Annotated in this window: 23 protein-coding genes; 10 read left to right on the top strand and 13 right to left on the bottom strand. The window is 63.6% G+C overall.

The window, feature by feature from the left end:
• Positions 1-76 precede the first annotated feature (76 nt).
• Positions 77-1,159, top strand: coding sequence for a TraB/GumN family protein (locus tag AC0L2Z_RS23980; protein ID WP_473629495.1), 1,083 nt, complete (start codon positions 77-79; stop codon positions 1,157-1,159).
• A 708-nt stretch (positions 1,160-1,867) separates the two neighbouring features.
• Here the strand turns inward: AC0L2Z_RS23980 and lpdA are convergent.
• From lpdA to mdh, 11 genes are all read right to left on the bottom strand, one after another.
• Positions 1,868-3,274 (bottom strand): dihydrolipoyl dehydrogenase, encoded by a 1,407-nt coding sequence (lpdA, locus tag AC0L2Z_RS23975; protein WP_128175390.1) that lies wholly within the window; start codon positions 3,272-3,274, stop codon positions 1,868-1,870.
• A 38-nt stretch (positions 3,275-3,312) separates the two neighbouring features.
• Positions 3,313-4,068 carry an SDR family oxidoreductase gene (locus tag AC0L2Z_RS23970; RefSeq protein WP_473629494.1) on the bottom strand — a complete coding sequence of 252 codons (756 nt, stop codon included), beginning with the start codon at positions 4,066-4,068 and terminating at the stop codon, positions 3,313-3,315.
• Positions 4,065-4,553 (bottom strand): hypothetical protein, encoded by a 489-nt coding sequence (locus tag AC0L2Z_RS23965; RefSeq protein ID WP_091592210.1) that lies wholly within the window; start codon positions 4,551-4,553, stop codon positions 4,065-4,067. Before AC0L2Z_RS23965 ends, AC0L2Z_RS23970 begins: the two co-directional genes overlap by 4 nt.
• Positions 4,554-4,621: 68 nt before the next feature.
• Positions 4,622-5,929 carry a 2-oxoglutarate dehydrogenase complex dihydrolipoyllysine-residue succinyltransferase gene (gene odhB, locus AC0L2Z_RS23960; RefSeq protein WP_023803368.1) on the bottom strand — a complete coding sequence of 436 codons (1,308 nt, stop codon included), beginning with the start codon at positions 5,927-5,929 and terminating at the stop codon, positions 4,622-4,624.
• 50 nt (positions 5,930-5,979) lie between these two features.
• The gene (locus AC0L2Z_RS23955; RefSeq protein WP_473629493.1) at positions 5,980-8,964 is read right to left on the bottom strand and encodes a 2-oxoglutarate dehydrogenase E1 component; all 2,985 of its coding nucleotides are present in this window, start codon (positions 8,962-8,964) and stop codon (positions 5,980-5,982) included.
• A 148-nt stretch (positions 8,965-9,112) separates the two neighbouring features.
• Positions 9,113-10,015, bottom strand: a complete 903-nt coding sequence (gene sucD / locus AC0L2Z_RS23950; protein ID WP_023803366.1) for a succinate--CoA ligase subunit alpha — start codon at positions 10,013-10,015, stop codon at positions 9,113-9,115.
• 15 nt (positions 10,016-10,030) lie between these two features.
• A complete protein-coding gene (locus AC0L2Z_RS23945; protein WP_473629492.1) occupies positions 10,031-10,225 on the bottom strand; it encodes a hypothetical protein in 195 nt (64 codons plus the stop codon).
• Positions 10,215-10,445, bottom strand: coding sequence for a hypothetical protein (locus AC0L2Z_RS23940; RefSeq protein ID WP_473629491.1), 231 nt, complete (start codon positions 10,443-10,445; stop codon positions 10,215-10,217). The genes AC0L2Z_RS23945 and AC0L2Z_RS23940 overlap by 11 nt, the downstream gene beginning before the upstream one ends.
• 16 nt (positions 10,446-10,461) lie before the next feature.
• Positions 10,462-10,833 (bottom strand): cupin domain-containing protein, encoded by a 372-nt coding sequence (locus AC0L2Z_RS23935; RefSeq protein ID WP_091592200.1) that lies wholly within the window; start codon positions 10,831-10,833, stop codon positions 10,462-10,464.
• Positions 10,834-10,837: 4 nt separating this feature from the next.
• On the bottom strand, positions 10,838-12,031 hold the full coding sequence (gene sucC, locus AC0L2Z_RS23930) for an ADP-forming succinate--CoA ligase subunit beta (RefSeq protein WP_473629490.1): 1,194 nt from the start codon (positions 12,029-12,031) through the stop codon (positions 10,838-10,840).
• Positions 12,032-12,078: 47 nt separating this feature from the next.
• Positions 12,079-13,047, bottom strand: a complete 969-nt coding sequence (gene mdh / locus AC0L2Z_RS23925) for a malate dehydrogenase (protein WP_473629489.1) — start codon at positions 13,045-13,047, stop codon at positions 12,079-12,081.
• Positions 13,048-13,382: 335 nt separating this feature from the next.
• On the opposite strand from mdh, the gene AC0L2Z_RS23920 reads away from it, so the two are divergent.
• On the top strand, positions 13,383-13,715 hold the full coding sequence (locus AC0L2Z_RS23920; RefSeq protein ID WP_473629488.1) for a GNAT family N-acetyltransferase: 333 nt from the start codon (positions 13,383-13,385) through the stop codon (positions 13,713-13,715).
• Positions 13,716-13,954: 239 nt separating this feature from the next.
• Here AC0L2Z_RS23920 and zapE read toward each other — a convergent pair whose 3' ends face one another.
• The gene (zapE, locus tag AC0L2Z_RS23915; RefSeq protein WP_473629487.1) at positions 13,955-15,157 is read right to left on the bottom strand and encodes a cell division protein ZapE; all 1,203 of its coding nucleotides are present in this window, start codon (positions 15,155-15,157) and stop codon (positions 13,955-13,957) included.
• Between the two features lie 140 nt (positions 15,158-15,297).
• Positions 15,298-15,837 (bottom strand): protease inhibitor Inh/omp19 family protein, encoded by a 540-nt coding sequence (locus AC0L2Z_RS23910; protein ID WP_128170462.1) that lies wholly within the window; start codon positions 15,835-15,837, stop codon positions 15,298-15,300.
• Positions 15,838-16,130: 293 nt separating this feature from the next.
• On the opposite strand from AC0L2Z_RS23910, the gene AC0L2Z_RS23905 reads away from it, so the two are divergent.
• From AC0L2Z_RS23905 to AC0L2Z_RS23870, 8 genes are all read left to right on the top strand, one after another.
• Positions 16,131-17,141 carry an MBL fold metallo-hydrolase gene (locus AC0L2Z_RS23905; protein ID WP_473629486.1) on the top strand — a complete coding sequence of 337 codons (1,011 nt, stop codon included), beginning with the start codon at positions 16,131-16,133 and terminating at the stop codon, positions 17,139-17,141.
• 95 nt (positions 17,142-17,236) lie between these two features.
• Positions 17,237-17,398 (top strand): DUF1328 family protein, encoded by a 162-nt coding sequence (locus tag AC0L2Z_RS23900; RefSeq protein ID WP_023803355.1) that lies wholly within the window; start codon positions 17,237-17,239, stop codon positions 17,396-17,398.
• A 176-nt stretch (positions 17,399-17,574) separates the two neighbouring features.
• On the top strand, positions 17,575-18,459 hold the full coding sequence (dapF, locus tag AC0L2Z_RS23895; RefSeq protein WP_287248237.1) for a diaminopimelate epimerase: 885 nt from the start codon (positions 17,575-17,577) through the stop codon (positions 18,457-18,459).
• Complete coding sequence (gene mtaB / locus AC0L2Z_RS23890) at positions 18,459-19,778, top strand: tRNA (N(6)-L-threonylcarbamoyladenosine(37)-C(2))-methylthiotransferase MtaB (protein ID WP_473629485.1); 1,320 nt, start codon at positions 18,459-18,461, stop codon at positions 19,776-19,778. The genes dapF and mtaB overlap by 1 nt, the downstream gene beginning before the upstream one ends.
• A gap of 11 nt (positions 19,779-19,789) precedes the next feature.
• Positions 19,790-21,646 carry a signal recognition particle-docking protein FtsY gene (gene ftsY / locus AC0L2Z_RS23885; protein ID WP_473629484.1) on the top strand — a complete coding sequence of 619 codons (1,857 nt, stop codon included), beginning with the start codon at positions 19,790-19,792 and terminating at the stop codon, positions 21,644-21,646.
• Between the two features lie 62 nt (positions 21,647-21,708).
• The gene (locus tag AC0L2Z_RS23880) at positions 21,709-22,383 is read left to right on the top strand and encodes a septation protein A (protein WP_023803351.1); all 675 of its coding nucleotides are present in this window, start codon (positions 21,709-21,711) and stop codon (positions 22,381-22,383) included.
• Positions 22,384-22,401: 18 nt separating this feature from the next.
• Entirely contained in the window at positions 22,402-23,022 is a 621-nt protein-coding gene (locus AC0L2Z_RS23875) for a pyridoxamine 5'-phosphate oxidase family protein (protein WP_473629483.1), read from the top strand.
• Between the two features lie 40 nt (positions 23,023-23,062).
• A complete protein-coding gene (locus tag AC0L2Z_RS23870) occupies positions 23,063-23,596 on the top strand; it encodes an NADPH-dependent FMN reductase (protein ID WP_473629510.1) in 534 nt (177 codons plus the stop codon).
• Positions 23,597-23,722 lie beyond the last annotated feature (126 nt).

The raw sequence follows: 23,722 nt of genomic DNA, 5'->3' as shown, positions 1-23,722 counted from the left end.
GCCGTGGAACGATGTCCGAGACAATTTTGCCGCGCCGGTTAACCGTTTCGCCGTTCTTTGTCTCTAAAAGCGAGCCATGAAACGCGTCATTGCTATGGCCGACCGCACCGCCTTTGCTTCGCTGAAGCTGCTCGTCGCGCTGAACGTCCTGTTTTTCCTCTCTTTCCTCGTCATCGCTCTGCTCGCCGCCGGCAGGGCGCGCGCTGAAACCCCAGGGGCTGAAACCCAGGTCTGCGCCGGCGCCGACATGCTGTCGGCCTTGCAGAAGGACGACCCGGCCGCCTACCGCAAGATCGAGACGGAAGCGGCCGCGACACCGAACGGTAAGGGCCTGTTGTGGAAACTGGAAAAGGCGGGCGAAAGACCGTCCTTCCTGTTCGGCACCATGCACATGACCGACCCGCGCGTGACCGCGCTGCCGCCCGCCGCGCAAAAGGCCTTTGACGCCGCCGACACTGTCGTCATCGAGACCACGGAGGTGCTCGACAAGCAGAAGATGATGGCGGCGTTCCTGAAAGAGCCGGAGCTAATGATGTTCACCGACAGCACCACGCTGTCCTCGCTGCTGTCGCCGGACGATGCGGCGGCGGTGAACAAGGCGCTCGACGCGCGCGGCATTCCACCGGCGAGCGTTGCCAAGATGAAGCCGTGGATGCTGTCGACCATGGTCGCGCTCCCGGCCTGTGAACTGGCCCGCCAGGCCGGCGGCACGCCGGTGCTCGACATCAAGCTTGCAGAGGACGCCAAAGCCTCAGGCAAGGCCGTCGATGGGTTGGAGACCGTCGCCGAGCAGCTTCGCGCCATGGCCTCGCTGCCGCTTGCGTTTCACATGAAGGGCCTCGTCGACACCCTGAAGCTCGGCGACAGGGTGAACGACGTCAATGAAACCATGATCGTGCTTTACCAGCGCGGCGACACCGGCATGCTCTGGCCGCTGTTTCGTGCCGTCCTTCCCGGCGACGAAGACGATTCAGCAAGCTATGCCGCCTTCGAGGAAATCATGATCACCAGCCGCAACAAGGTGATGATCGACCATGCCAGGCCGATCCTCGCCAAGGGCAACGTGTTCATGGCGGTCGGCGCCCTGCACCTCCCTGGCGCGGAGGGCCTGGTCGAGGATTTCCGCAAGGCCGGCTACACCGTCACTGCCGTCGACTGAGTTGCACGGTCGAGTTGCAGACTCGGCAAGGCGTGATTCGGGGCGACGCTTTGCCCGAGTCGCCGGAGGTTTGTCTCAGTACAGGACGGTCGAAAGGTCTAATTTGGCTCGATCACGGTGAGTTTTGCGAGTAAAGTGCTTGCAAACAAACGATTCCCGGCGAAGAATGCCCTGTTTTCGGCGATTTCGATTCCTAGCGTGAAACCTGTTCAACGATTGCGCGTTGATGTGTGTTGATTGATACTTTTCATCCACGGAGGACACTTTTATGGCGAATCCAAACGACCCGTACACCACTCCGACCCCCCCTCCCAAGTCGGGTGGCGGCAGCACCGGCTGGCTGATTGCCCTGGTCGTGGTTATCCTGGCCATTGTCGCTTATTATATTTTTGGAACAAGCGGTGAGGCGCCAGAGCCTGGTGAACCGCCGGCTGCAACCACGCCGGCCCCGGCGCCAGCGCCCGCTGAACCGACGCCTGCCCCGGCCCCTGCAGAGCCTGCACCTGCCCCGGCGCCGGCAGAACCAGCGCCCGCTCCGGCGCCAGCAGAACCAGCTCCGGCTCCGGCACCCGCAGAGCCAGCACCTGCTCCGGCGCCCGCACCAGCCCCGCAGTGATCGGCTGCTGACTTCAAATACGAACGGCCCGCTGAAAAGCGGGCCGTTTTTGTTTGAGCCGTCAGATGGCTGCCGGAGTTCCTTGGGAAGGCCTACATGTGGATCGGCTTAAAGAAGGTCGCCAGTGCCGCTTCCTTCACCGCTTCCGACATCGTCGGATGGGCGTGGCAGGTGCGGGCAAGATCTTCCGACGAGCCGCCGAACTCCATCAGCACCGCCGCCTCGTGGATCATCTCGCCGGCGCCGAAGCCGACGATGTGGACGCCGAGCACGCGGTCGCTCTGCTTGTCCGCCAGGATCTTCACGAAGCCGTCGGTATGCAGCATGGCGCGCGCCCGGCCATTGGCGCTGAACGGAAACTTGCCGGCCTTGTAGTCGATGCCGGCCGACTTCAGCTCTTCCTCTGTTTTCCCCACCGAGGCGATTTCCGGACTGGTGTAGACGACGTTCGGGATCACCCCGTAATTCACATGGCCGGCCTGGCCGGCAATGATCTCGGCCACCGCCACGCCCTCGTCCTCGGCCTTGTGGGCGAGCATCGGCCCGGCGATGACGTCGCCGATGGCGTAGATGCCGGGGACATTGGTCGTGAGATGGCCGTCGGTCTTGACTCGGCCGCGCTCGTCGACCTCGACCCCGGCATCCTTCAGCCCGAGACTGTCCGAATAGGCCCGGCGTCCGGTCGCGATCAGCACCCCATCCGCCTCGATCGTCTCGGCCGCGCCGCCCTTGACCGGCTCGAAGGTGACGGTGGCGCCCTTTGTGGCCTTGGCGACACCGGTCACCTTGGCGCCGAGCCTGAATTCGATGCCTTGCTTGGACAGCATGCGCTGGAACTGTTTGGCGACCTCGCCGTCCATGCCGCCGAGAATGGTGTCGAGGAACTCAACGACGGTCACCTTGGCGCCGAGCCGCGCCCATACCGAGCCGAGCTCCAGCCCGATGACGCCGCCGCCGACCACCACCAGGTGGCCCGGCACCTTGCCCAGCGACAACGCGCCGGTCGACGACATGATTACCTTCTCGTCGATGTCGACCTTTACCCCCGGAATGCCGGCGACGTCGGAGCCGGTGGCGATGACGATGTTCCCGGTCTCGATCTCCTCGACCTTGCCGTCCTCGCCGGTCACCGACACTTTTCCGGCGGACAGGACCTTGCCGGTGCCGCGAAAGCTGTCGATCTTGTTCTTCTTGAACAGGAAGGCGACGCCGTTGACGTTGGACGCCACTGTCGCGTCCTTGTGCGCCATCATCTTTTCCAGATTGAGCTTCGGCTTGCTGATTTCGACGCCGAGTGTATCAAAGGAGTGGCCGGCCTCAGAAAAAATCTCGGAGGCATGCAGCAGCGCCTTGGATGGGATGCAGCCGATATTGAGGCAGGTGCCGCCGAAGGTCGGGTTCTTCTCGACCACCGCCGTTTTCAGGCCGAGCTGCGCCGCCTTGATGGCGCAGACATAGCCGCCTGGTCCCGATCCGATGATAACGACGTCATAAGCCATGATTTGTCCTTCTGGTCTGCACTCAGCCTTGGCTGGGATTAGCGGCCGCCGCCCACTTCCAAATTCGCGCCTGTCGTATAGGACGCCCCGTCCGACAGGAGCCAGAGAATTGCCGCGGCGACCTCTTCGGTGGTCCCCGCCCTTTGCATCGGCACGCCGTTACGCATCCTCTCGACGCGATCCGGCTGTCCGCCGGAGGCATGAATTTCGGTATCGACAATCCCTGGACTGACCGCGTTGACGCGAATGCCTTCGCCGGCTACCTCGCGCGCCAGGCCGATCGTGAAAGAATCGATCGCGCCCTTCGAGGCAGCGTAGTCGACATATTCGCCCGGCCCGCCAATTCTCGCTGCAATCGAGGAGACATTGACGATGGCGCCGCCGTTGCCGCCATGGCTGGTCGACATGCGCTTCACCGCTTCGCGGGCACAGAGCATGGGGCCAATGACGTTGATGCGCATCATGCGCTCCAGCCGTGCTCCGCTCATTTCGTCGACACGCGCCCTCTGGTCGACCATGCCAGCGTTGTTGACGAGCGCATCGAGCGGCCCGAAGACATGATCGATCCTCTCAAACATCGCCTGGATATCGGCCTCGCTGCCAACGTCGCCCTTGATGGCCAGCGCTTCGCCGCCGGCCTGTTCGATTGCCTCGACAAGCGCCGTGGCAGCAGCCTCATTCGATGCGTAGTTGATCGCAACACGGTATCCAGCCGTGACGGCAAGCCTGGATGTGGCAGCGCCGATGCCGCGGCCGCCGCCGGTCACCAGCAGCACTTTTTTGGCCGCGCTCATTCCTGACAGCCCTTCAACGAAAAAACATCCCACGGCACCTTTGAAAACCCGTTGGCGCCATAGGCGGTCGACCTCTGCAGTGACGGTCCGAGGTCGGGAAAGATCAGGGTCTTCGGAGCATCTACCCCTTCGGCCGGCAACAGAGCGATGTTGCCCTTGTCATCCGCACTGTAGACCACCCCCTCCCACAGCGTGCAGGCGGCGAGCTCGTCGCCGGTGACGTCGCCTGTCGGGCATTTGTACATCAGCGAACCATGCGGCCGCGCCACGCCTTGCGTCCACATGACGATCCCGTCGAGAACGACATCGTTGTCGAGCACCATCTTGAAGGTGTTGGTGACGACAGCCGATCCCCCGGTCGGCCTGAAATCGATCTCGGCCGCACTTTCGGCATCGCCATAGACGGCGAGTTCGAGCGGGCATGCGGCAAAGGCTGCCGATCCCGTCTGCGCAATGCCGGCCGCGAGCACAGCTGCGAAAAACATTCCGGAGTGCAAACGAGAGGAACTCATTCGGTGGCGCAGATCCATTCTCCGGCTCACCTCGACCGGGCCTAGAGATCGAGCACCAGCCGTTCCGGATCCTCCAGGCTTTCCTTGACCCGCACCAGGAAGGTCACCGCTTCCTTGCCGTCGACGATGCGGTGATCGTAGGAGAGCGCCAGATACATCATCGGCCGGATCACGATCTGGCCGCCGACCACCACCGGCCGCTCCTGGATCTTGTGCATGCCCAGAATGCCCGACTGCGGCGCGTTGAGGATCGGCGTCGACATCAGCGACCCGTAAACGCCGCCGTTGGAAATCGTAAACGTGCCGCCCTGCATGTCGGCGACCGACAGCTTGCCATCACGCGCGGCGATGCCCAGCCTGCCGATATCTTTCTCGATCTCGGCTATTCCCATCTGGTCGGCATCGCGCACGACAGGCACGACGAGGCCTTTTTCGGTGCCGACTGCGACGCCGATATGGGCGTAGTTCTTGAAGATGATGTCGGTGCCGTCGATCTCGGCATTGACGGAAGGGATTTCCTTCAGCGCATGGGTGACGGCCTTGGTGAAGAAGCCCATGAAGCCCAGCTTCACGCCGTGCTTCTTCTCGAACACATCCTTGTATTTGCTCCTGAGCGCCATCACCGCGCTCATGTCCACCTCGTTGAAGGTGGTCAGCATGGCGGCGGTCGACTGCGCTTCCTTGAGGCGGCGGGCGATGGTCTGCCGCAGCTTGGTCATGCGCACCCGCTCTTCACGCGACGCGTCGTCGGCCGAGGACGGCGCACGGGCGGCGACCGGCGCAGGGGCCTTCGGCGTCTCGGAAGGCTGCGACGGAGCGCCCCTGGCGATCGCGTCGAGCACGTCGCCCTTGAGCACCTGGCCGCGCTTGCCGGAACCCGAGATCTGGTCGACCGCGAGATTGCTCTCGGCCAGCAGCTTCGCCGCCGCTGGCGCCGGCGGCATCGCGCGCGCCTCGATCGGCCCGGCATCGCCGGCGATCTTTGCGGTCTCGGCCGCGGCTTGCTTGACGGTGGCTGCGGCGGTCGGCGCCGAGGCCTGCGATACCGCGTCCTGCTTCGCTTCGGATGTTGACGGCTTCGCGGCTTCGGGTGCTGCCGCCTTTGCCCCGTTGCCCGCCGAAATCATGCCGAGCAAAGCACCGACTTCGACCGTCTCGCCTTCCTTGACGGCGATCTCGCTGAGCGTTCCTGCGGCCGCGGCCGGCACTTCGACCGTGACCTTGTCGGTTTCGAGCTCGACCAGCGGCTCGTCGGTGGCGATCGCGTCGCCCACCTTCTTGAACCATTTGCCGATGGTCGCCTCGGTGACGGATTCGCCAAGAGTGGGGACGCGGATTTCGGTAGCCATTGTGCCTGTCCGTTCTTCTGTCGGTTCTGTTCTATTCGCCGAACTCTGTTCTATTCACCGAGCGCGTCTTCGAGCAAGGCGGCAAGCTGGGCGAGATGCTTCGACATCAACCCGGTCGCCGGCGACGCGGCGGCCGGCCGGCCGGTATAGCGCACCCGCTGGTGCTTGGCGTCGATATGCGCCAGCACCCATTCCAGATACGGATCGATGAACGACCAGGCGCCCATATTCTTGGGCTCCTCCTGGCACCAGACCATCTCGGCGTTGCGGAAGCGTGACAGTTCGGTGATCAGCGCCTTGGCCGGGAACGGATAGAGCTGTTCGACGCGCAGCAGGTAGATCTCGTTGATGCCGCGCTTCTCGCGCTCCTCGTAGAGGTCGTAATAGACCTTGCCCGAGCAGAGCACGACGCGGCGAATCTTCGAATCCTTGGTGAGCTTGATCGCCTGGCCGGGGAGTTGCTGGGCATCGTCCCACAACAGCCGGTGGAACGCGCTTTCGCCCGACATCTCCGGCAGTGTCGACACCGCCCGCTTGTGGCGCAGCAGCGACTTCGGCGTCATCAGGATCAGCGGCTTGCGGAAATCCCGCTTCAACTGCCGGCGCAGGATGTGGAAGTAGTTGGCCGGCGTCGTGCAGTAGGCCACCTGCATGTTGTCTTCGGCGCAAAGCTGCAGGAATCGCTCGAGCCTGGCCGACGAATGTTCCGGCCCCTGGCCTTCATAGCCATGCGGCAACAGGCAGACGAGGCCCGACATTCTGAGCCACTTGCGCTCGCCCGACGAGATGAACTGGTCGAACACCACCTGGGCGCCGTTGGCGAAATCGCCGAACTGCGCTTCCCAAAGCGTCAGCGCCTTCGGCTCGGCCAGGCTGTAGCCATATTCGAAGCCGAGCACGGCCTCTTCCGACAGCATCGAGTTGATGACCTCGAAACCGGCCTGCGCCGCCGACAGATTGTTGAGCGGGATGTAGCGTGTCTCGTCGCGCTGGTCGTAGAGCACGGAGTGGCGTTGCGAGAACGTGCCGCGCTCCGAATCCTGTCCGGACAGCCGGACCGGATTGCCGTCGAGCAGGATGGCGCCGAAGGCCAGCGCCTCGGCCGTCGACCAGTCGATGCCTTCGCCCGACTCGATCGCCTGGCGGCGGTTCTCGAGAAACCGCATGATCGTCCTGTGCGCCTCGAATTCCTTCGGCACCTCGGTCAGCTTCTTGCCGATTTCCTTCAGCGTCTTGACCGGCACGGCGGTTTTGCCGCGCCGCTGTTCGTCCTGGTTGTCGGCTGTGCGCAGGCCCGACCAGGCGCCATCCAGCCAGTCGGCCTTGTTGGGCTTATAGTGCTGGCCGACCTCGAATTCCTGCTCGAGATGTGCCCGCCAGTCGGCCTTCAGCTTGTCGAATTCGGACTGGCCGATGTGGCCTTCGGCGATCAGCCGGTCGGCATAGATCTGCACCGTCGTCTTATGGTTGCGGATGTTGCGATACATGATCGGCTGGGTGAAGGCCGGTTCGTCGCCCTCATTGTGGCCGAAGCGGCGGTAGCAGAACATGTCGACCACGACAGGCTTGTGGAACCTCATGCGGAATTCGATGGCCACCTTGGTGGCATGGACCACGGCTTCCGGATCGTCGCCATTGACGTGGAAGATCGGCGCCTCGATCATCTTGGCGACATCCGACGGATAGGGCGACGAGCGCGAAAAGCGCGGGTTGGTGGTGAAGCCGATCTGGTTGTTGATGATGAAGTGCAGCGTGCCGGCGACGCGGTGGCCGCGCAAGCCGGACAAGCCGAGGATTTCGGCAATCACGCCCTGGCCGGCAAAGGCGGCGTCACCATGCAGGAGCAGCGGCAGCACCTTGGCGCGCTCTTCCAGCGGCACGATCTCTTCGCGGCTGCGGCCGAACAGAGAGTCCTGCTTGGCCCGCGCCTTGCCCATCACCACCGGATCGACGATTTCCAGGTGCGATGGATTGGCGGTCAGCGACAGGTGCACCTTGTTGCCGTCGAACTCGCGGTCCGACGAAGCACCAAGATGGTACTTCACGTCGCCCGAGCCCTCGACCTCGTCGGGCGCGGCCGAGCCGCCCTTGAACTCGTGGAAGATGGCGCGGTGCGGCTTGGCCATCACCTGGGAGAGCACGTTCAGCCGGCCGCGATGCGCCATGCCGAGCACGATCTCCTTCATGCCGAGCTGGCCGCCGCGCTTGACGATCTGCTCCAGCGCCGGGATCAGCGCCTCGGCGCCGTCGAGGCCGAAGCGCTTGGTGCCCTTGTACTTGACGTCGATGAACTGCTCGAAGCCTTCCGCCTCGACCAGCTTCTGCAGGATCGCCTTCTTGCCGGCGGCGGTGAAGGAGATCTCCTTGTCGGTGCCCTCGATGCGCGCCTGGATCCAGGCCTTCTCCTCGGGATCGGAAATATGCATGAACTCGACGCCGAGCGTCGAGCAATAGGTGCGGGTCAGGATGTCGAGCATCTGCCGGATGGTGCCGAATTCGAGCCCGAGCACGTTGTCGAGGAAGATCGGGCGGTCGTAGTCGGCTGATGTGAAGCCGTAATTTTCCGGCGACAGCTCGTTGTAATCCTCGAGCTTGGCGATGCCGAGCGGGTCGAGATTGGCGTGCAAATGGCCACGCATGCGGTAGGCGCGGATCATCATGATGGCGCGCACGGAATCGCGCGTCGCCTGATGGACGTCGGCGTCGGAAAAGGCGACGCCGTTCATCACCGCCTTGTTCTGGACCTTCTTCTCGATGTGCTTCTCGACGATGCCCCAATCGCCGTCGAGCGCCGACACCAGTTCGCCATTGGCCTGCAGCGGCCACGAGGGCTTGGCCCATGAGGCGCCCTTGGCATTCTTGCGGACATCGCCGGCGTCGTCCTTGAGCGCCGCGAAGAAATCCTGCCATTCGGGATCGACCGAAGCGGGATCGTCCTCATAGGCGGCGTAGAGCGCGTCGATATAATCGGCATTGCCGCCATAGAGAAAAGAGGTAAGCGAAAATTGGTCGTTGGCCTGATCTTGTCTTGCCATTTTTTCCGCGGAGCCTGGCTCCGTCTCCTGTTTTGGAGGGGAGTAGGGCAGTAAGGGAGTAGGGCAGTAGGGAAAACCAGGCACTTGCCATCGTTCGTCCCGTTCTTCCTATTCCCCTAATCCCATACTGCCCTACTCCCTTACTGCCTTAACCTTTTATCGCTTCGACCAGCGTCGTGCCGAGCCGGGCCGGCGACGGCGAAACCTTTATTCCGGCCGATTCCATCGCCGCGATCTTGTCCTCGGCGCCGCCCTTGCCGCCGGAAATCACCGCGCCTGCGTGACCCATTGTGCGGCCGGCCGGGGCCGTGCGCCCGGCGATGAAACCGGCCATCGGCTTCTTGCGGCCACGCTTGGCTTCGTCCTTGAGGAACTGCGCGGCGTCTTCCTCGGCCGAGCCGCCGATCTCGCCGATCATGATGATCGACTGGGTCTCGTCGTCGGCGAGGAACATCTCCAGCACGTCGATGAACTCCGTGCCTTTGACGGGGTCGCCACCGATGCCGACGGCGGTGGTCTGGCCGAGACCGACATTGGTGGTCTGGAACACTGCCTCATAGGTAAGCGTTCCCGAGCGGGAAACAACGCCGACCGAGCCCTTGCGGAAGATGTTGCCGGGCATGATGCCGATCTTGCATTCGTTGGGGGTCAGGACGCCGGGGCAGTTGGGACCGATCAGCCGCGATGTCGAGCGGTCGAGCCGCGCCTTGACCTTGATCATGTCGATCACCGGGATGCCCTCGGTGATGCAGATGATCAGCGGGATTTCTGCTTCGATCGCCTCCAGGATCGCCTCGGCGGCGCCTGCCGGCGGCACATAGACGACAGATGCATTGGCGCCGGTCTTCGCCTTGCCTTCAGCGACGGTGGAAAAGATCGGCAAGCTCTCGCCCGCGGCGCCGGTCCACGTCTCGCCACCCTTCTTCGGGTGGATGCCGCCGACCATTTTTGTCCCGTGATAGGCCAGCGCCTGCTCGGTATGGAACGTGCCGGTCTTGCCGGTCAGGCCCTGCACGAGCACCTTGGTGTTCTTGTCGACGAGAATGGACATTTTTTAGCGACCTGATCAGTGAGTGCGGAAGGGGTTGACGGCGACCGCGGAGCCGTAGGCCTGCCCGTGGTTGAGGTCTTCGGTGTAAAGTGTCTTGACGCCAAGGCGCTCGGCGGCGGCGATGATTGCGCCATACTCCGCGCGCTTGGAATCGTGTCCGATGGTGGCACAGACGAGAATGTTCGTGTCGAGGCAGCATTCAGCGGTCATGGAGAGCTGCCCGGTTCCAAGTCTTGCTGCCCATGTCGCCTGAAGCCTCGTAGGCAAGCCTAAGCAGGGCTTGCCGAGCCCCGTCGTTGGCACGGCGCTTCGCGGCCACTGTCGCGAAAAACTCCCGCACCAAGGCGTCGACGGTCGTTCCCTGTTCAGCGGCCGCCAGCTTAACCTGCTCCAGAACCTCGTCTTCGACCGCCAGAGTGATGTTCTTCATTTCTCGCACAAGCCCCCTATAGCCGCTTGAGATCGGCGACAGTGAGGTCGCTTTTGGCGTTGCCGGTGTTGAGCGTCGTCGCCGGCTCGAACATCAGCACCACCGGCTGTTCGCTCAGCGAGCGCGGCCGGTGCTCAATGGCGCGCGGCACGACGATGAACTCGCCGCTGCCAAGCTCCACCGTGCCGTCGCGGAAATCGATGGCGATGCGGCCGCGCAGCACCAGGAAGGCTTCGTCCTCGTTGTCATGCGCGTGCCAATCGAAGATATCGCCGAACTTGGCGATCTTGACCTGGGCGTCGTTGACGTCGCCGGCGATATGCGGATCGAAGACCTTTTTGATCTTCTGATCCGCCGCCTCGACCAGGTTTATCTTGTGCGGAGGCACCAGATCAGCCCTTCACCGCCGCCACGATTTTCTTGGCCGCGTCGTCGAGGTCATCGGCCGAGACGACGTTGAGCCCGCTGTCGTTGATGATCTTCTTGCCGAGCTCGGCATTGGTGCCTTCCAGCCGCACCACCAGCGGCACTTGCAGGCCGACTTCCTTGACCGCCGCGATAACGCCCTCGGCGATGATGTCGCACTTCATGATGCCGCCAAAGATGTTGATCAGGATGCCTTTGACCGCCGGGTCCTTGGTGATGATCTTGAACGCCGCCGTCACCTTCTCCTTCGACGCACCGCCGCCGACATCGAGGAAGTTGGCGGGCTCGGCACCGTAGAGCTTGATGATATCCATCGTCGCCATGGCAAGGCCGGCGCCATTGACCATGCAGCCGATATTGCCGTCGAGCGCGACATAGGCGAGGTCGTATTTCGACGCCTCGATCTCCTTCTCGTCCTCTTCGGTGATGTCGCGCAGCTCCATCACGTCGGGATGGCGGAACAGCGCGTTGTTGTCGAACGACACTTTTGCGTCGAGCACACGCAACCGGCCATTCTTCATGACGATCAGCGGGTTGACTTCGAGCAGGCTCATGTCCTTCTCGACGAAGGCTTTGTAGAGGATCGGGAACAACGTCTCGCCGTCCTTGGCGGCGTCGCCGTCGAGCTTCAGCGCGCCGTTGAGTTCTTTCAAATCATCCGCCGTCACACCTTTTTCCGGGTCGATGGCGACGGTGATGATCTTTTCCGGCGTGTCGTGGGCGACCGCCTCGATATCCATGCCGCCCTCGGTCGAAACGACGAAAGCGATGCGGCCGACCGAGCGATCGACCAGCAGCGACAGATAGAGCTCACGCTCGATGTCGGCGCCGTCTTCGATGTAGAGGCGGTTGACCTGCTTGCCCGCCGGGCCGGTCTGCTTGGTGACCAGCGTGTGGCCAAGCATTTCCTTGGCGTTGGCGACCACTTCGGCCACCGATTTCGCCAGCCTGACGCCGCCCTTGGCATCGGGGCCGAGCTCCCTGAACTTGCCCTTGCCGCGGCCGCCGGCATGGATCTGGCTTTTTACCACATAGAGCGGGCCGGGCAGTGCCTTGGCGGCAGCTTCCGCCTCGCTTGCCCTAAACACCGGTACGCCTTCGGCCACCGGTGCGCCAAAGCCCTTCAGCAGCGCCTTGCCCTGATATTCATGGATGTTCATGCGCGTTGTCTCCAGATCACTTTACTGGCGGGTCACTTGGCAGCGGGTCATTTGGCGGCGAGTTGCGGAGCGATCTTGACGCAAGCCTCGCACAGGCCCTGCACCGCCGCCACCGAATTGTCGAACATCTTCTGCTCGGCCTTGCCGAGCTCGATCTCGATGACGCGCTCGACGCCGCCGGCGCCGATCACCACCGGCACGCCGACATAGGTGTTCTTGACACCATACTGGCCGGAGAGATGCGCAGCACAGGGCAGCACGCGCTTCTTGTCCTTGAGATAGGCTTCGGCCATGGCGATCGCCGCGGCGGCCGGTGCGTAGAAGGCCGAGCCGGTCTTGAGCAGGCCGACGATCTCGGCGCCGCCGTCGCGGGTGCGCTGCACGATCTGGTCGAGCTTTTCCTTCGAGGTCCAGCCCATCTTGATGAGGTCGGGCAGCGGGATGCCGGCGACCGTCGAATAGCGGATCATCGGCACCATGGAATCGCCATGGCCGCCGAGCACGAAGGCGGTGACATCCTCGACCGACACCTTGAACTCTTCGGCCAGGAAATAGCGAAAGCGCGAACTGTCGAGCACGCCGGCCATGCCCACGACATGGCTCTTCGGCAGGCCGGAAAACTTCTGCAGCGCCCAGACCATGGCGTCGAGCGGGTTGGTGATGCAGATGACGAAGGCTTTCGGCGCGTATTTCTTGAGACCCGCGCCAACCTGCTCCATGACCTTCAGATTGATGCCGAGAAGGTCGTCGCGGCTCATGCCGGGCTTGCGCGGCACGCCGGCGGTGACGATGCAGACGTCGGCACCCTCGATGCCGGCATAATCGTTGACGCCGGTCAGCCTGGAATCGAACCCATCAACCGGCGACGACTGCGCGATATCCAGCCCTTTGCCTTGCGGGATGCCCTCAGCGATATCGAACAGCACAACGTCGCCGAGATCCTTGAGGCCGATCATGTGGGCGAGCGTGCCGCCGATCATGCCCGAGCCGATGAGCGCTATCTTGTTGCGTGCCATGTCAGGATGTTTTCCCTTTAGACTGTGACGGCGCCCCAAATCCCTTAACGAATTGGATGACGGCGTCGAGGAAGGAGACCGGAATGCGGCGGGGAAGCCGCGAAGATTTCGCCGCACCCAATAGCCCCGGCGCATAGAATATTCAAACGATTATTTTGGAGTGAGATTTTTCAATCGGTTAGATGGATTGGGATTTACGTAAACGTCAAAAGAATTGAGCCGACTTGGGAAAGTTACGCAATGAAGATGGAAATAAGAAGGCTGTTTTCCGGCGATGACGCCCTTGTGATGCGGGTCGCCGAAGATGTGTTCGATGAACCGGTCAGGCTGGATCGTTGGCAGCGTATCTCCGCGAACCCGGTCATTTCATGATCGTGGCATTGGCCGATGGCACAGTCGTCGGCCAATGCGCGGCCGTCATCCACCGCCACCCGGACAAGGTGAGCGAACTCTACATCGACGAAGTCGGCGTGGCGCCGGCCTTCCAGCGCCAGGCCATAGCGACGAAGATGCTCGACGCCATGTTTGAGCTCGGCCGGGAGCATGGCTGCGAGGAGGCCTGGGTCGGCACCGAGCCGGAGAATGTGGCGGCTCAGGCGCTTTATGAGTCGCGCAAGGAGCCGCACGGGCCGGCGGAGGCGTTCGTCATGTATGTGTATCGACTATAGACGCCGGCGGGACAGCGCCCCCCTCTGTCCTGCCGGACATCTCCCCCACATGGGGGGAGATCGGCGGTTTTGACGACGGGCTTCTTCCACAACGCTGGAAACTGGCGAAGGTCGAGGCGACATCTGATCTCCCCCCTTGAGGGGCCCTTGAGGGGCCCTTGAGGGGCCCTTGAGGGGCCCTTGAGGGGGAGATGTCCGGCAGGACAGAGGGGGTGTGCCGGAACGCTACGAAACGAGGTTCAGGCCCGAACCTGCCTCGCCTCCGCAGGCACCACCCGCGCCTTCTGCCTCTCCACCCAGTCTTCCAGCCATTCGTGACTCTGCATCTCGATCAGCCGCGACGCGGTGCGCTCGAACTCGAAGACCTCGTTGCCGCGCCTAGCCGTATACAGCTCCGCTGGCGGTGCGGCGGCGCTCACCACCAGCCGCACATGATGGTCGTAGAGCGTGTCGATCAGCAGGATGAAGCGCTTCGCCTCGTTGCGCATGCCTTCGCCAAGCACCGGCACATGATCGATGAAGACGGTCGAGAAGCGGCCGGCAATCGCCAGGAAATCTCGGGCACCGAGCGGGTTTTCGCAGAGATCGGCAAAGGAAAACCGCGCCGCTTCGCCGGCGGCGCGCGGCACGACGACCTGCCGGCCCTTTACGGTCAGGGCCGCTGCCTGGGTCGGCCTGCCATGCGTCATCACTTTCCAGGCCTCATCGAGGACAGCATCGGCCGCGGCATCGGCAGGGGTGACATAGACCGGCAGGCGGCTGAGCTTGTCCAGCCGATAGTCCTTGTCGGCATCGAGGGCAATCACCTGCGCATGCCGCTCCAGGATGCCGATGAAGGGAAGGAAAAGCTTGCGGTTCAAGCCGTCGCCGTAGAGATCCTGCGGCGCGACGTTGGACGTGGCGACCAGCACGACGCCGTTGGCAAACAGCGCCGAGAACAGCCGCGACAGGATCATCGCATCGGCGATGTCGGTGACGGAAAACTCGTCGAAGCACAGCACCCAGGCTTCCTCGGCCAACGCGCGGGCCACCGGCGCGATCGGGTCGTCTTCCCTGACGGTGCCCTCTTTACGCGCCTGCCGGTGCTTCTGGATGCGGTCCTGCACATCGGCCATGAAGTCGTTGAAATGCACACGGCGCTTGCGCCGGACCGGCACCAGCTCGAAGAACATGTCCATCAGCATGGTCTTGCCACGGCCGACGCCGCCGTGGATATAGAGGCCCTTGACGGCCTCGCGCGTCTCGCGCTTGCGAGCGAACAGCCAGCCCAGCGCGCTCGATTTGTGCGCCAGCCGTTTTGCCGAAATCTCGTCGATCAACCGATCGAGTGCCGCGACGACCCGCTCCTGCGCCGGATCGCGGTCGATCACGCCCGTATCGACCCAATGGTCGTAACGCTGCCGGACGGTCGCATGGGTCTGAAGGCCGTCACGCAGATGCATCGGTCACGTCGTTCCGGAGCAATTCCAAGAAAAATGTGTAGCGGTTTTCTGTCCGGAATTGCGTAAAAACAAAAGAGAGCAATTCCGGGAAAGCGTGTAGCGGTTTTCGGAATCGCCTAAAAACAATAAGGGCGGGCGGGTCAGCCTCTTGTAAGCGAGATCGGCAGGCCGTTGGAAGTCTGGCCGTCGAATTTCTCTCCGCCCGAGGAATAGAGCCGTGCCAGCGTGCCGCCATTCGCGTCGTACAGCGTCAACTGCTTGCCGGCGACGTTCCAGGATTTGATGCCGTCGATCGGCGCCGGGCAATGCAGTGGTCCAGCCCGATAGCCGGAGCCGAATTTGGTTTGCGGCGTCGCCACCTGGCAGCTCTGGCCGGACACGCTGGCCTTCCACACGCCGGCGACGCTGCTTGCGGTAAGATCCGGGGCTCCGGCCGGAGCCGTTCCGTCCGGCGGCAGCGAGGCGACCTGAGGGCCTTGCGGCGCCGTCGGAAATTTCGACGGGTCGGCGGTGCCAGGCGACGCCGGCGGCGGCAGCTGGTTTGCGGTCACCGTGCCGGAGGGCGCGGCTTGCAGCGGCGCCGGCTGCTGGTCCATCGGCGAGAACCGTGACGTTGAACAGCCGCTCGCAAAGAGCGCGGCCAGCGATACGGCCAGCAGACCGGTTTTCGAAAAATTCATTTCAAACCTCCGTCGGGTCCGGCCGGGCTGCCGTCCGCACAATATCCCCCTTACCAAGACGGAGAAGGTGGCAAAATTTCAACCCTGTATGGTTAAAATAGCATTTGCGGCGGCACCTGTTGCAACTTTGCCACAAATGCGTGCCGCCCGAAAACCTGTCCTGGGGGTCTGACGCGAGACTGCGCAGCGGTTTGCCAGGACAGGCCTGCCCCTGGCGTCCGGCCGCCAAATGCTTGCGCCAGCCCGCTTCGGTCCTATCTCTGATGAAACCGAACCTTGCCGGAGGCGAAATCTTGGCTGCGAGGAAAAGGGCGGCCAACCGCTACTATAGCGGGCCGCCCAGCGATCATTTCGACGGCACCTTGTTCTTCAATCCCAACGGCAAGTTGCCTGCCCGCTTTTCCGATCTTTTGAAGTGGCAGCTGGGCGGCGAACGCTCGAAATGGCCGTCGGCGAATCCAAGTCCGTTTCATCAGGCGACACCGGCCAAACGGATCGACGGCTCTGAACTGAGGCTGACCATGGTCGGCCATTCCACGCTGCTCATCCAGACAGCCGGCCTGAACATCCTCACCGACCCGGTCTGGTCGCGGCGCGCCTCGCCGCTCCCCTTTGCCGGGCCGAAACGGGTCAATCCGCCCGGCATCGCCTTTTCCACCCTGCCGCCGATCGATCTCGTATTGGTCAGCCATAACCACTACGACCATCTGGACCTCGCCACGCTGAAGCGGCTGAAGACAAAGCATGACCCGCTGGTGCTGACGCCGCTCGGCAACGACGCCATCATCGACGATGGCGTTCCCGGAATGCGGCTTTCCGTGCATGACTGGGGCGAGCGGGTCGAGATCGGCAAGGACGTCGCCGTCCATGTCGAGCCGGTGCACCACTGGTCGGCGCGCGGCACCCGCGACCGGCGCATGGCGCTGTGGGCGGGTTTTGTGGTCGAGACGCCGGGCGGAAAGGTCTATTTCGCCGGCGACACCGGTTTCCACGATGGCATCAACTACCGGCTGATGGCCGCAAGGCACGGCGGCTTCCGCCTCGCCATCCTGCCGATCGGCGCCTACGAGCCGCGCTGGTTCATGGCGCCACACCACCAGAACCCGGAGGAGGCGGTGCAAGGCATGCTGTTGTGCAACGCCGCCTATGCCGCCGGCTGCCATTGGGGCACGTTCCGGCTCACCAACGAGCCGATCGACGAGCCGGCAAGAAAGCTGGGCGAGGCCCTCAACGATCAAGGTGTCCCGCAAGAACGCTTTCGCGCCCTGCGTCCCGGCGAAGTCTGGGACGTGCCGGCGCTCTAGGCTGGCGACCCGGCCCCCCAGAGCCCCCGGGGGAACCCGGGACGTCGTAAACGCGTTGGTGGTGGTCCACAACCGTCGGCTGCGAGGGATTTCCCATGATCAAATGGATTGTGATTCTTCTGATAATCGCGGCCGCGGCCAGCCTGCTCGGCATGCCGGCCTTGGCCGGAGCCGCCGCCACCGGCGCCCGCATTCTCATCGGCATTGTGTTGATCATCTTCCTGCTGGTCATGCTTGGCGTCTTGGCGGTGGCATAGACCGCATCCGCCCGAAAATCGGAATCGATTTTCACGAAGCACGATGCGCAGGTTTAAAAATGTCAGAGCGTACTTTGTGCGTCCAAGTCGACGCACGTCGCGCTGGCGTCTCGCACTGGTAATTCCGGCCGCTATCCGCCATATAGGCGCCAAACCGGCATGAGACCTTTCGATCCATGGCAAGCACTGCCCCCTTCGCCAAGATGAACGGCATCGGCAACGAAATCATCGTTGCCGACATGCGCGGTCGCGCCGACCGGGTGGCGCCGGCTGCCGCCCTTGCGCTCAATGCCGATGCCGCGACGAAGTTCGATCAGATCATGGCGATCCACGACGCCAGAACGCCGGGCACTGCCTTTTTCATCGACATCCTGAATTCCGACGGAACTGGCGCGCAGGCCTGCGGCAACGGCATGCGCTGCGTGGTGCAGGCACTTGCCGCCGAGACCGGCCAGAAGACATTCGCCTTCGAGACCGTCGCCGGCATCCTCAACGCCGAAGAACATGCCGACGGGCTGATCTCGGTCGACATGGGCAAGCCGCGTTTTGGCTGGCAGGATATTCCGCTCGCCGAGGAATTCCGCGATACCCGCATGATCGAGCTGCAGGTCGGCCCGATCGACGCGCCGGTGCTGCACTCGCCCTCGGTCGTGTCGATGGGCAATCCGCACGCCATCTTCTGGGTCGACCGCGACGTCTGGTCCTATGAGCTCGACCGCTTCGGTCCGCTGCTCGAAAACCACCCGATCTTCCCCGAACGAGCCAACATCACCATCGCGCGGGTGACCTCGACCGAGACGATGGTCATCCGCACCTGGGAGCGCGGCGCCGGCCTGACCAAGGCCTGCGGCACGGCGGCTTGTGCCGCCGTCGTCGCCGCGGCGCGCACCAGGCGGACCGGACGCAGCGTCTCCCTGGTGACGCCCGGAGGTGGCTCCTTGCATGTCGAGTGGCGCGGCGACGACCACGTCATCCTCACCGGCGCCGCCGAATGGGAATTTTCCGGCAGCTTCGACCCGGCGACCGGCGTGTGGGCCCGCGACACCGAAAGCGCCGCCTGATGGCTCCCCTTGCCAAGAAGGGTCCCGCTCTTCCCAAAAGTGTTGACGTCGTCACCTTCGGCTGTCGGCTGAACACCTACGAATCCGAGGTGATGCGGCGAGAGGCGGAAAGCGCCGGCCTTGGCGCGCTGGAAGGCGGCGCCATCATCTTCAACACCTGCGCCGTCACCGGCGAGGCGGTGCGCCAGGCAAAACAGTCGATCCGCAAGGCCCGCCGCGAGAATCCGGCCGCCCGCATCATCGTCACCGGCTGCGCCGCGCAGACCGAGCCGCAGAATTTCGTCGCCATGGACGAGGTCGATCTCGTCCTTGGCAACGAGGAAAAGCTGAAGGCGCATTCCTATCGCGCGCTGCCGGATTTCGGCGTCAACGACACCGAGAAGGCTCGCGTCAACGATATCTTTTCGGTGCGCGAGACGGCCGGCCACATGGTCGACGCCATCGAAGGCCGGGCGCGGGCGTTCGTCCAGGTTCAGAACGGCTGCGACCACCGCTGCACCTTCTGCATCATCCCCTATGGCCGCGGCAATTCGCGCTCGGTGCCGATGGGCGCCGTGGTCGAGCAGGTCAAGCGGCTGAGCGGCAATGGCTATGCCGAGATCGTGCTGACCGGCGTCGACATGACCAGTTTCGGCGCCGACCTGCCGGGCAGCCCGAAGCTCGGCAAATTGGTCAAGACAATCCTGAAGCAGGTGCCTGACGTGAAACGCCTGCGCCTTTCCTCGATCGATTCGATCGAGGCTGACGACGATCTGCTCGACGCCATCGCCACCGAGCCTCGGCTGATGCCGCATCTGCATCTGTCGCTGCAGTCCGGTGACGACATGATCCTGAAACGGATGAAGCGCCGGCACAACCGGGATCAGTCGATCCGTTTTTGCCAGGATTTGCGCAAATTGCGTCCCGGCATCGTCTTCGGCGCCGACATCATCGCCGGCTTCCCGACCGAGACGGACGCCATGTTCGAAAAATCGTTGGAGATCGTCGAGGAATGCGGCCTGACGCATCTCCACGTTTTTCCGTTTTCGCCGCGCGAAGGCACCCCCGCCGCGCGCATGCCGCAGCTTCGCCGCGAACTGATCAAGCAGCGTGCTGCACGGCTGCGCGCCGCGGGTGACGCCGCCTATCGCAGCCACCTTTCCTCGCTCGCCGGAACACGCCAGTCGATCCTGGTCGAGCGCGACGGGCTCGGCCGCACCGAAGGGTTTACGCTCGCTGCGGTCTCCGACGGTGCGGCGGGCGAAATCGTCGAGGCCGCTATCGCCGGCGATGACGGCTCGCGGCTGATCGCGGCGCCGCTTGCCGCCCGCGCCGCCTGAGACGCAAGAACATGGCTGGTTTTCTCAAGAAGATATTTTCGTTCGGCAAGAAGGAAGTGGTCGAGGAGCGGATCGACGAGACCGCACCGCTGCCGCCGATCAAATGGGACGCGCTCGAGGCACTGAAACCGGCGGCCGAGCAAGCCGTTCCGGAATTTTTGAAACGCGAAGAGCCTTGGCCCGAAGCAGAAGCTGCGCCTCCGGCACAGCCGGTGCCTGTTGAAGAGGCCGAGCCTGCTCAGCCGGAGCCTGATCCGGTCGAAGAGCCAGAGCAGATTCCGGCTGCTCCCGTCATTCCCGAGCCAACTCCGGAGCCGCAGGACGTTCCTGAGCCCGAGCAGCCGGAAATCGCCCCGAAGAAACAACCCGAACCTGCGTCCGTCGAAGCGTCCACTCAGCTTCCATCATCAGCGGCTGGCGCCGCCCCTCATCCGCCTGCCGGCACCTTCTCCCCGTATAGGGACGGGGAGAAGGGTGCTGATCGCGCCGCCGGAACCACTCCCGCAGAGGCCGAGGAAGAAGCGGCTGCGCTGACGCCCCCCTCTCCCCGTCCTTCACGGGGAGAGGGTAAGGGTGAGGGGCAGCGCGAACCTGCGCAAGATGCCGCACCGACGGCCGAAATCCCGCCCCCCATTCGCCAGCCAGCGCCGATCGAGGCGAAGCCGGTCCTTACCGAGATCGCGCCCGAACCTGAAGCCATTCCAGCGCCCCACCCTCGCCTCGATGGGGAGGGTCGCCGCGAAGGGGGGGGGTTGGGTGACAGCGCCGGCGCCGGCGCCAGTCACCCCCACCCCCGAGCTTCGCTCGGGACCTCCCCCATCGCGGGGGAGGTAAAGCGCGAGCCCGTTCCACAACCGCCGCCGGAGCCAAAGCCGGCTGCCGGCAAGGTCACCGTCACCAGGAAGGTCGAGCAGAGAGCCGAGCCGCAGAAGGCGCCGGAACCGGCACCGAAACGCTCGTGGTTCCAGCGCATGAAGGAGGGGCTCGCCCGCTCTTCCCGGGAACTGTCAGGCAACATCGCCGGCGTCTTCACCAAGCGCAAGCTCGACGAGGACACGCTGCAGGATCTGGAGGACGTGCTGATCCGCGCCGATCTCGGCATGGAGACGGCTTTGCGCATCACCGATTCGCTGGCTGCCAGCCGCTACGGCAAGGACGTCTCCGAGACGGAAGTGCGCGCGATCATGGCGGCCGAGGTGGAGAAGGTGCTGACCCATGTCGCCTTGCCGCTGGAGCTCGACCTCAGCCACAAGCCGCATGTCATCCTTGTCGTCGGCGTCAACGGCACCGGCAAGACCACGACCATCGGCAAGCTGGCGGCAAAGCTGACCGACGGCGGCCTGTCGGTGATGCTCGCCGCCGGCGACACGTTCCGCGCCGCGGCGATCGAGCAATTGAAGATCTGGGGCGAGCGCACCAGGTCGCCGGTCATCGCCTCGAAGCTCGGCGCCGACGCCGCCGGCCTCGCCTATGATGCCTTCGAACAGGCCAGGCAAGCCGGCTCGGACGTGCTGATCATCGACACCGCCGGGCGGCTGCAGAACAAGACCGAGCTGATGGCGGAACTCGAAAAGATCGTCCGGGTGCTGGGCAAGCTCGATCCGGAGGCGCCGCACACCGTGCTGCAGACGGTCGACGCCACCACCGGCCAGAACGCGCTCAACCAGGTCGAGATCTTCCGCAATGTCGCCGGCGTCAACGGCCTGGTGATGACCAAGCTGGACGGCACGGCACGCGGCGGTATTCTGGTGGCGATTGCGGCAAAGCACAAATTGCCGGTTTATTTCATCGGCGTCGGCGAACAGGTCGACGACCTCGAACCATTCTCCGCAAGCGAGTTCGCCAGGGCGATCGCTGGAGTGGCATAACAAGCTTGATCCCAGGAAGTTGCAGACTTTTTGGACAGGATCATGCGCAAGAAGGAAAGCCTATGAACCCGCGCATCCTCGAACGCGACCCGTCCGACCCGCAGAAACAGAAGAAGGAAGGCGTCAATCCGCTGCTCAAGCTGGTGCTGGAGCTCGGCCCGTTGATGGTGTTCTTCTTCGCCAACGCCCGTGGCGCATGGCTGTCGCAGAAATTTCCGGTGCTGGCCGAATTCGGCGGACCGATCTTCGTCGCTACCGGCCTGTTCATGGCCGCGACCGCGATCGCGCTGGCCGCGTCCTGGCTGCTCACCCGCACGTTGCCGATCATGCCGATGGTGTCGGGCGTCGTCGTCTTCGTCTTCGGCGCGCTGACGCTCTACCTGCAGGACGACATCTTCATCAAGATGAAGCCGACAATCGTCAACATGCTGTTCGGCGGCGTGCTGCTCGGCGGCCTGTTCTTCGGCAAGTCGCTGCTCGGCTACGTCTTCGATTCGGCCTTCAGCCTCGATGCCGAGGGCTGGAAGAAACTCACCTTCCGCTGGGGCCTGTTTTTCCTGTTCCTGGCCCTTGTCAACGAAGTGGTCTGGCGGAATTTTTCCACCGACGCCTGGGTTACCTTCAAGGTCTGGGGCATCATGCCGATCACCCTTCTTTTCACCTTCAGCCAGATGCCGCTGATCATGCGCCATTCGCTTGAAGGCAAGACCGGAACGGAAGGGAAGCCCGGCAAGTAACGATTTTAAGGAGAGGGCATGGAATTCGTCACCACGCGCGAAGAGCTGAGAACGATCTACAAGACGCCTCGGCCGACCGACGGCTCGATCCGCAAGGAACTGAAGGCGCTGGATGGCCACGGCCGTTCCTTCATCGGCAAAAGCCCCTTCGTGCTGATTGGCTCCTCGGACTGCGCCGGCAATGCCGATGTGACGCCGAAGGGCGATAGGCCGGGTTTTGCCGCCGTGCTCGACGAGAAGACCATCGCCATCCCCGACCGGCCCGGCAACAACCGGCTCGACACGCTGGAGAACATTCTTCTCAACCCTTCGGTCGGGCTGCTCTTCCTCATCCCGGGCATGAACGAGACGCTGCGCGTCAACGGCGACGCCCGCATCACCGTCGATGCGGCTTTGCGCGAGCGGCTCGCCGTCGACGGCAAGGAACCGCAAAGCGTCGTCCTGGTGACGGTCAAGGCCGCCTACATGCATTGCGCCAAGGCTTTCATGCGCTCCGATCTGTGGAAGCCGGAAACCTGGTACGACCGCGCGACGCTGCCGACGCTCGGCCAGATCCTGCGCGACCAGCTGGCGCTTGCCGATTCGGCCGAGGCGACCGATCGCTGGCTGGACGAAGAATACAAACACACCATGTGGTAGTGTGCCCGGCAACGAATCGTCCAAGCTGATCTCCATTCCTTTGCTCAACATCCTTGCAATCTCTGGCAGCCTGCGCGCCGCCTCGACCAATTCGGCGTTGACCGCGGGTTTGGCGCAAAATGCGCCGACTGGCTGCCGCGTCATCGTCTATGACGAGCTAGGCCGCTTGCCGATTTTCAATCCGGATGACGAAGGCGAGCGGACGCCACCGCAAGCATCCGCGCTGATCGACGCGGTCACCGCCGCTGACGGTGTGATCGTCTCCTGCCCTGAATATGCCCATGGCGTGCCGGGCGGGCTGAAGAACGCGCTCGACTGGCTGGTGTCGCGCGACGCCGCTGTCGCCAAGCCGGCCATGCTGGTGCACGCCTCGCCGCGCTCGCTGTTTGCCCGCGCGGCTCTGGCCGAGATCATGCGCACCATGTCTTTCGCGCTTTTTGAAGACACCGCGCTCGAAATCGCCCTGCTCGGCAAGAGGCCACCGGAGGTGGACAAAATCCTATCGGAGCCGGCAAGCCAACTGGCAATGCACAACGCCATTTCGGCCTTCGCCGATTTCATCCGGTCGCGTTAAGCGGCGGCCACCGTGCTTTCGTTATCCCGGGCGGAGCGAACGCTAAGCGCGTCGGCGACGAAGCCCCCAAGTGGGGGAGATGCCCGGCAGGGCAGAGCGGGGCGCTGTCCCGCAGCCTCTCGCAAA

The sequence above is a fragment of the Mesorhizobium sp. WSM4850 genome (genome assembly GCF_055811735.1).
The sequence above is the reverse complement of the archived record's forward strand: the minus strand, read 5'-3'. Positions and strand labels throughout refer to the sequence as shown.